Origin of the sequence: Mycobacterium simiae, assembly GCF_008370645.1 — a bacterium.
Lineage (GTDB): Bacteria > Actinomycetota > Actinomycetes > Mycobacteriales > Mycobacteriaceae > Mycobacterium > Mycobacterium simiae_A.
Window position 1 is genome coordinate 1 of sequence record NZ_VTZN01000243.1, and the last position, 5,695, is coordinate 5,695.

Consider the following 5,695-nt stretch of genomic DNA (forward strand, 5'->3'; position numbering starts at 1 on the left):
GGCGCGGTTGCCAGAGCACCACGGCCGTGCTCTTGGGCATCACCGCCAGCTCGCGGCGCTGCTTAGCGCGCAACACGGCGAGTTCCTCTGCCATTTCCTTGACCCTTGCCTGCAGCGCTTCCACTTGATTGGTCAGCTCGATGATGCGCTTGATGCCGGCGAGGTTAACCCCCTCTTCCTGCGATAGCTGTTGGACCTGACGCAGCAGATCGACATCACGCTCTGAATACCGGCGCCCACCACCTGAAGTGCGCCGTGGGCTGACCAGGCCGAGCCGGTCGTAGGTGCGCAGTGTCTGCGCATGCATGCCGGCCAGCTCGGCGGCCACCGAGATCAGAAACGTCCGGGCTTCCTCTTCTCTCGGGTTCTTAGCCATCTACCGACTACCTGCCCAACCAGCCCTGGGATTGAACCCACTCGACCGCTCGGCCGCCGCATAGGCTTCGAGCGCCTCTTGAGCGGCGCCCTCCACATTCGGCGGGACTGCCACCTTGACCGTGACAAGCAGGTCGCCGCTACCACCGCTGCGCTTAGGCACCCCCCGACCGCGCACTCGCAGAATGCGACCGTCGGCGGTACCCTTCGGCACCCGGACACCAACGGTGCCGTCCAGCGTGGGCACTGAAAGTGTTGATCCCAGAGCTAATTCGGTGAAGCTGACCGGAACCGTCACGGTGAGATCGTCACCGTCGCGGCCGAAAACCGGGTGTGGCCGCACATGCACCGTCACATACAAGTCTCCCGACGGCGCACCCCGTAACCCGGCTTCACCCTGCCCGGGCAACCTGATCCGCTGTCCGTCCTCAACGCCAGGCGGAATCCGCACATTGATGGTGCGGGTGCGAGTCGTCACACCGGTGCCTTTGCACTCCTCGCAGGGGTGCTCGATGATCGAACCGCTGCCCCGGCAGTCGGTGCAGGGTTCGGAGAACCCGAACGCGCCCTGGTTCCGGTTGATTACCCCCGCGCCGTTACACGTGGGACACACCTTCGGGCTGGTGCCGGGCCGGGCTCCGCTGCCATGGCAGTTGGTGCACGGCGCCGGGCTGGTCAGCCGCAGCGGCATCGCCACACCCTTGGCGGCTTCCACGAAATCGAGTTCGGTGTCGGTCTCCAGGTCGTTGCCGCGGCGAGGCCGGCTGGGGCGGGCGCTGCCGCCGCGGCCGAACAACCCGCCGAACAGATCACCGATGTTGCTTCCACCGGAGCGGCCGGCGGCGTCGAACAAATCGTTGAGATTGAACTCGACCCCATCGGAGCCACTCGCCCCGAAGCCGCCGAAGCCGCCGGTGTCAAACCGGCGTCCGCCGAAACCGCCACCGGCAAAGAGCCGACGCGTTTCGTCGTACTCCTTGCGCTTGCCCACATCGGTGAGCACTTCCTTGGCCTCGGAGACAGCCTTGTACCGATCCTCTGCCGCCTTGTTGCCTGGGTTGCGGTCAGGGTGATTCTCGGCAAGTAGCTTGCGGGCCACCCGCTTGATCTCATCAGCAGTGGCGTCAGAGGAAACGCCCAACTCCTTGTAGAAGTCCTTCTCGACCCATTCACGCTGGGCCATGCCGCGTCACCTCCTTATCTTCTGCTCGCTTCTCGTCGATTCTGTGCCTTATTCACTGGAGCCGTGGGCGTTATCGCTCGCGTTGGGTTTCTCGGTGTCGGTAGTTGTGGCCGCTGCTCCGGCCTCATCCGGTTCCGGGTTGTCGTCGGCAACCGTGTCAACGACGGCGACCAGAGCGTTCCGCAACACGTGCTCGCCCAGGTGGTAGCCCTGCCGCATAACGGTGCCAATCACCGGCTTGGCGTCTTGTCCGCCACCGCCCTCGTGCTGCACGGCCTCGTGTAGCACCGGGTCGAAATCCTCGCCCTCGGCGCCAAACGGCTTCAGCCCCAACCCGGTCAGTGTGCTCATCAGCTTGTCGGCGACCGCCTTCAGCGGTCCGGAATCGAGGTCTCCGTGCTTGCGCGCCCGCTCGATATCGTCGACCGCGTGCAGCAACTGGCTGACGACGGCGGCCTTGGCCCGGTCCGCCGCGGCCTGCTGGTCACGCAGCGCACGCTTGCGATAGTTGGCGAAGTCGGCTTGCACCCGTTGCAGATCGGCCGTCAGTTCGGCGACCTTGTCTGCCGATTTGTCGGCGCTGGAGCAAGGAGCCGTCCCGCCCGGCCCTGAACCAGGTCCAGCGCCGGGCGGGACATGCCGCACTTCACCTGTTTCCGGATCGATGCGCCGCTTGTCGGTAACCGTCACCTGTTCCTGCGGATTGCCTTCTGTTTGTGGATTGCCGCCCGTCACTTGGACTCCCGGTCGTCGTCGACCACCTCCGCGTCCACCACATCGTCAGCTGAGCCAGCTGCGCCGCCGCCCGGCTGAGCCGCGCCGGCAGCGCTACCCTCGGCTTGAGTGGCCTCGTAGATTGCCTGTCCCAGCGCCTGCGACTCTTGGCCGAGCTTTTCCATAGCGGACTTGATCGCCGCGATATCGGACCCACCAAGTGCCGTCTTCGCTTCCGCGACCGCAGCTTCGACTTTGCTCAGCGTCTCTTCAGGGACCTTGGAGCCGCCTTCGGCCTCGCGTTGTTCCTTGACAAACTTCTCGGTCTGGTAGACCAGCGTCTCGGCCTGGTTGCGAACGTCGGCCTCTTCGCGACGCTTGCGGTCCTCCTCGGCGTGCGCCTCGGCGTCCTTGATCATCCGGTCGATCTCTTCCTTGGACAGGCCCGAGCCTTCCTGGATCCGGATAGTGTTCTCCTTGCCGGTGCCCTTGTCCTTGGCGGTGACGTGCACAATCCCGTTGGCGTCAATGTCGAAGGTGACCTCGATCTGCGGCACGCCCCGCGGGGCCGGCGGGATACCGGTCAGCTCGAAAGAGCCGAGAAGCTTGTTGTGCGAAGCGATCTCGCGCTCACCCTGATACACCTGGATCTGCACCGACGGCTGGTTGTCGTCGGCGGTGGTAAAGGTCTCCGACCGCTTGGTCGGGATGGTGGTGTTGCGCTCGATCAGCTTCGTCATCACCCCACCCTTGGTTTCGATACCCAGGCTCAGCGGCGTAACATCAAGCAGCAGAACGTCTTTCACCTCACCCTTGAGCACACCGGCCTGCAGCGCGGCACCAACAGCCACTACCTCGTCAGGATTGACACCCTTGTTGGGCTCCTTACCCCCGGTAAGTTCCTTGACCAAGTCGGTCACCGCCGGCATCCGGGTCGAACCGCCCACCAGCACCACGTGGTCGATATCGGACACCGAGATACCGGTGTCAGCGATCACCGACTGGAACGGCTTGCGGGTGCGGTCCAGCAGATCCTGGGTGATGCGCTGAAACTCTGCGCGGGTCAGCTGCTCGTCGAGAAACAGCGGGTTCTTGTCGGCGTCGACGGTGATGTAAGGCAGGTTGATCGAGGTGCTCTGCGAGCTGGACAGCTCGATCTTGGCCTTCTCGGCGGCCTCCCGCAGCCGCTGCATGGCCATCTTGTCCTTGGTCAGGTCGATGCCGCTGGTGCCTTTGAACTTGTCCACTAGCCACTCGACGACGCGGTCGTCCCAGTCGTCTCCGCCGAGGTGGTTATCCCCGCTGGTAGCGCGGACCTCGACCACCCCTTCGCCGATCTCCAGCAGGGAGACGTCGAAGGTGCCGCCGCCCAGGTCGAAGACCAGGATGGTTTGCTCCTTCTCGCCCTTGTCCAAGCCGTAGGCCAGCGCCGCGGCCGTGGGCTCGTTGACGATGCGGAGCACGTTGAGGCCGGCGATCTGGCCGGCGTCCTTGGTAGCCTGCCGCTGCGCGTCGTTGAAGTAGGCGGGCACGGTGATCACCGCGTCGGTGATGTCCTCCCCGAGGTAGGCCTCGGCGTCGCGCTTCAGCTTCATCAGGACGCGAGCGCTGATCTCCGGCGCGGTGTACTTTTTGCTGTCGATCTCGATCGACCAGTCGCTGCCCATGTGTCGCTTGACCGACCGAATGGTGCGGTCGACGTTGGTCACCGCCTGGTTCTTGGCGGGCTGGCCGACCAGCACCTCGCCGTTGCGGGCAAAGGCGACAACCGACGGAGTGGTCCGTGCACCCTCGGAGTTGGCGACGACGACAGGGTCGCCACCTTCCAGAACGGCGACGACGGAGTTGGTGGTCCCGAGGTCAATACCGACCGCACGAGCCATGGTGATTCCTCCTGAATATGTAGAGCTTCTTACTGCACTATGCTGAGTGAACCCCGCTCAAGCCTGCTCCGGAGGAAGCCTACTGTCAACCCGGGGTTGAGTCTTGTTCACTCAACTTGTTGACCATGCTAACGGTGCCCGTGCGCCTCTTGTTCCCGGGGTCGGCGCTGCTGTAGGAGCCCGGTTGTCTTATCGGACTGTCATTAAGCTGTCGGACGCGTGTCGAAACGTCCATAAGATGTCGCATTCAGGCAGCGTCAGGCCATGGCAGCGGCCAGGAAGAAGCCCGCCCAGGGCTCCAGCGCCAATCTCTTCGACGGCCTCACAGACCAAGCCAAACCGGCGTCAGAAGGCGACGTGCGCACACCGATCCCCCCCGGCGAACGGACCCGCCAGGGTCCAACCAGATCTCTTCCGACTTGACGGGGGTCCGGTGTGACCGATTGGGATCGAGTCGGCCGCGGCCAACTGAGTTCCGTGTCCTTCGCAATCGACGTCGACAATGACGCAACCATGATCGAGTACTACGCCAACGCATTCGCACCCTGTTCAGCCGCATCGATCTCGCAGCATACGGCGACTACACCGACTTCGAGGAGTTCGTCGACAGCAAGGCCCTCGAGCAACTGACCACCTGGATCGGCTTCCGCCGCATGCTGGCCGACAAATTCGCTCCTGCAGATGAATACCTTCGATTCTCGTCGGTCTACCAGGACCCGGGCGTCGTCGACCAGATCGCTCCCGACTACATCCCCGAGCATGGAGGATTCACTTACATGACCAAGTTGGCCGCTCTCGTGCAGAACTACCAGGTGCCCGGGTTGGGCGGTTTCCGCTACTTCACCGCTGGCTCCGGCGCCGGCACCCCGAGCCGGCCGGACTCGCGCCGCAAGAACCCGTTCAATGAGTTCTTCGACAACCTAGTGGTCCGGGGAAAAGCTGCCCAGCAGATTCAGACTGGCGATTCAATCACCTTTGTACTGCCTGGTTTTCACAACGAAACCAACAACTCGGAGTTCGTCCTCGGGCCCTCGGTCGAGATGGGCGACAAGATCGCCCTCGACAACCTGACCGACATCGACCGGATCAAGGCAGTTGATGGCCCGGGCGCAATGCTCGACATGGTGCACGAATGTCACTGCTGCGTCAGCCGATCCCCGCTGGTCGGCGGCCAGCACGAGGTGGATACCTTGCTGTTTGACTTGCAGCGGCGCAGCAAAGATCTTGCGTCGGTTTAGATGCGGGTCGTCTTCGGCTTCGGCGCCTTGATCACGTCCTACTTCGGGGAAACGGGCCATGTCCGGTTCTCGTCGCTGTACAAAAGCCCTGAGTTCACCGACTGCGCCGCCATCAAGTACCCGCCGGGCAACCAGCACGTGTCGACCCCGACATTCCACTGCCTGGTGCGCGGCGCAGACCGCGGGTCCGACTTCATCCGCAAAGCCGACGCGCTCGCCAAGCAGTACCACATCGTCGAAGAGGACGGCCTCAAGTACTTGGTGACAGCCTCATGACCACGATGACGATCGAACAAAGCAGT

The 5,695-nt window shown here is 63.6% G+C and carries 6 protein-coding genes; 2 read left to right on the top strand and 4 right to left on the bottom strand.

Going from position 1 to position 5,695, the window contains the following annotated elements; genetic code table 11:
• The 4 genes from F0Q45_RS23845 to dnaK form a co-directional block, all read right to left on the bottom strand.
• The coding region (locus F0Q45_RS23845) for a heat shock protein transcriptional repressor HspR (RefSeq protein ID WP_149656253.1) at window positions 1-376 on the bottom strand (376 nt) is incomplete at its 3' end.
• Window positions 377-1,558 carry a molecular chaperone DnaJ gene (gene dnaJ, locus F0Q45_RS23850; RefSeq protein WP_149656254.1) on the bottom strand — a complete coding sequence of 394 codons (1,182 nt, stop codon included), beginning with the start codon at window positions 1,556-1,558 and terminating at the stop codon, window positions 377-379.
• Between the two features lie 48 nt (window positions 1,559-1,606).
• Entirely contained in the window at window positions 1,607-2,293 is a 687-nt protein-coding gene (gene grpE / locus F0Q45_RS23855; RefSeq protein ID WP_149656255.1) for a nucleotide exchange factor GrpE, read from the bottom strand.
• Window positions 2,290-4,155 carry a molecular chaperone DnaK gene (dnaK, locus tag F0Q45_RS23860; protein ID WP_149656256.1) on the bottom strand — a complete coding sequence of 622 codons (1,866 nt, stop codon included), beginning with the start codon at window positions 4,153-4,155 and terminating at the stop codon, window positions 2,290-2,292. The genes grpE and dnaK overlap by 4 nt, the downstream gene beginning before the upstream one ends.
• 653 nt (window positions 4,156-4,808) lie before the next feature.
• On the opposite strand from dnaK, the gene F0Q45_RS23865 reads away from it, so the two are divergent.
• Window positions 4,809-5,393, top strand: coding sequence for an L-tyrosine/L-tryptophan isonitrile synthase family protein (locus F0Q45_RS23865; protein WP_149656257.1), 585 nt, complete (start codon window positions 4,809-4,811; stop codon window positions 5,391-5,393).
• Entirely contained in the window at window positions 5,394-5,669 is a 276-nt protein-coding gene (locus tag F0Q45_RS23870) for a hypothetical protein (protein WP_149656258.1), read from the top strand.
• Window positions 5,670-5,695 lie beyond the last annotated feature (26 nt).

Coding starts and splice junctions, on each gene's coding strand:
- F0Q45_RS23870 (WP_149656258.1), top strand. CDS start 5,394: ATGCGGGTCGTCTTCGGCTTCGGCGCCTTGATCACGTCCTACTTCGGG.
- F0Q45_RS23865 (WP_149656257.1), top strand. CDS start 4,809: ATGCTGGCCGACAAATTCGCTCCTGCAGATGAATACCTTCGATTCTCG.
- dnaK (WP_149656256.1), bottom strand. CDS start 4,155: ATGGCTCGTGCGGTCGGTATTGACCTCGGGACCACCAACTCCGTCGTC.
- dnaJ (WP_149656254.1), bottom strand. CDS start 1,558: ATGGCCCAGCGTGAATGGGTCGAGAAGGACTTCTACAAGGAGTTGGGC.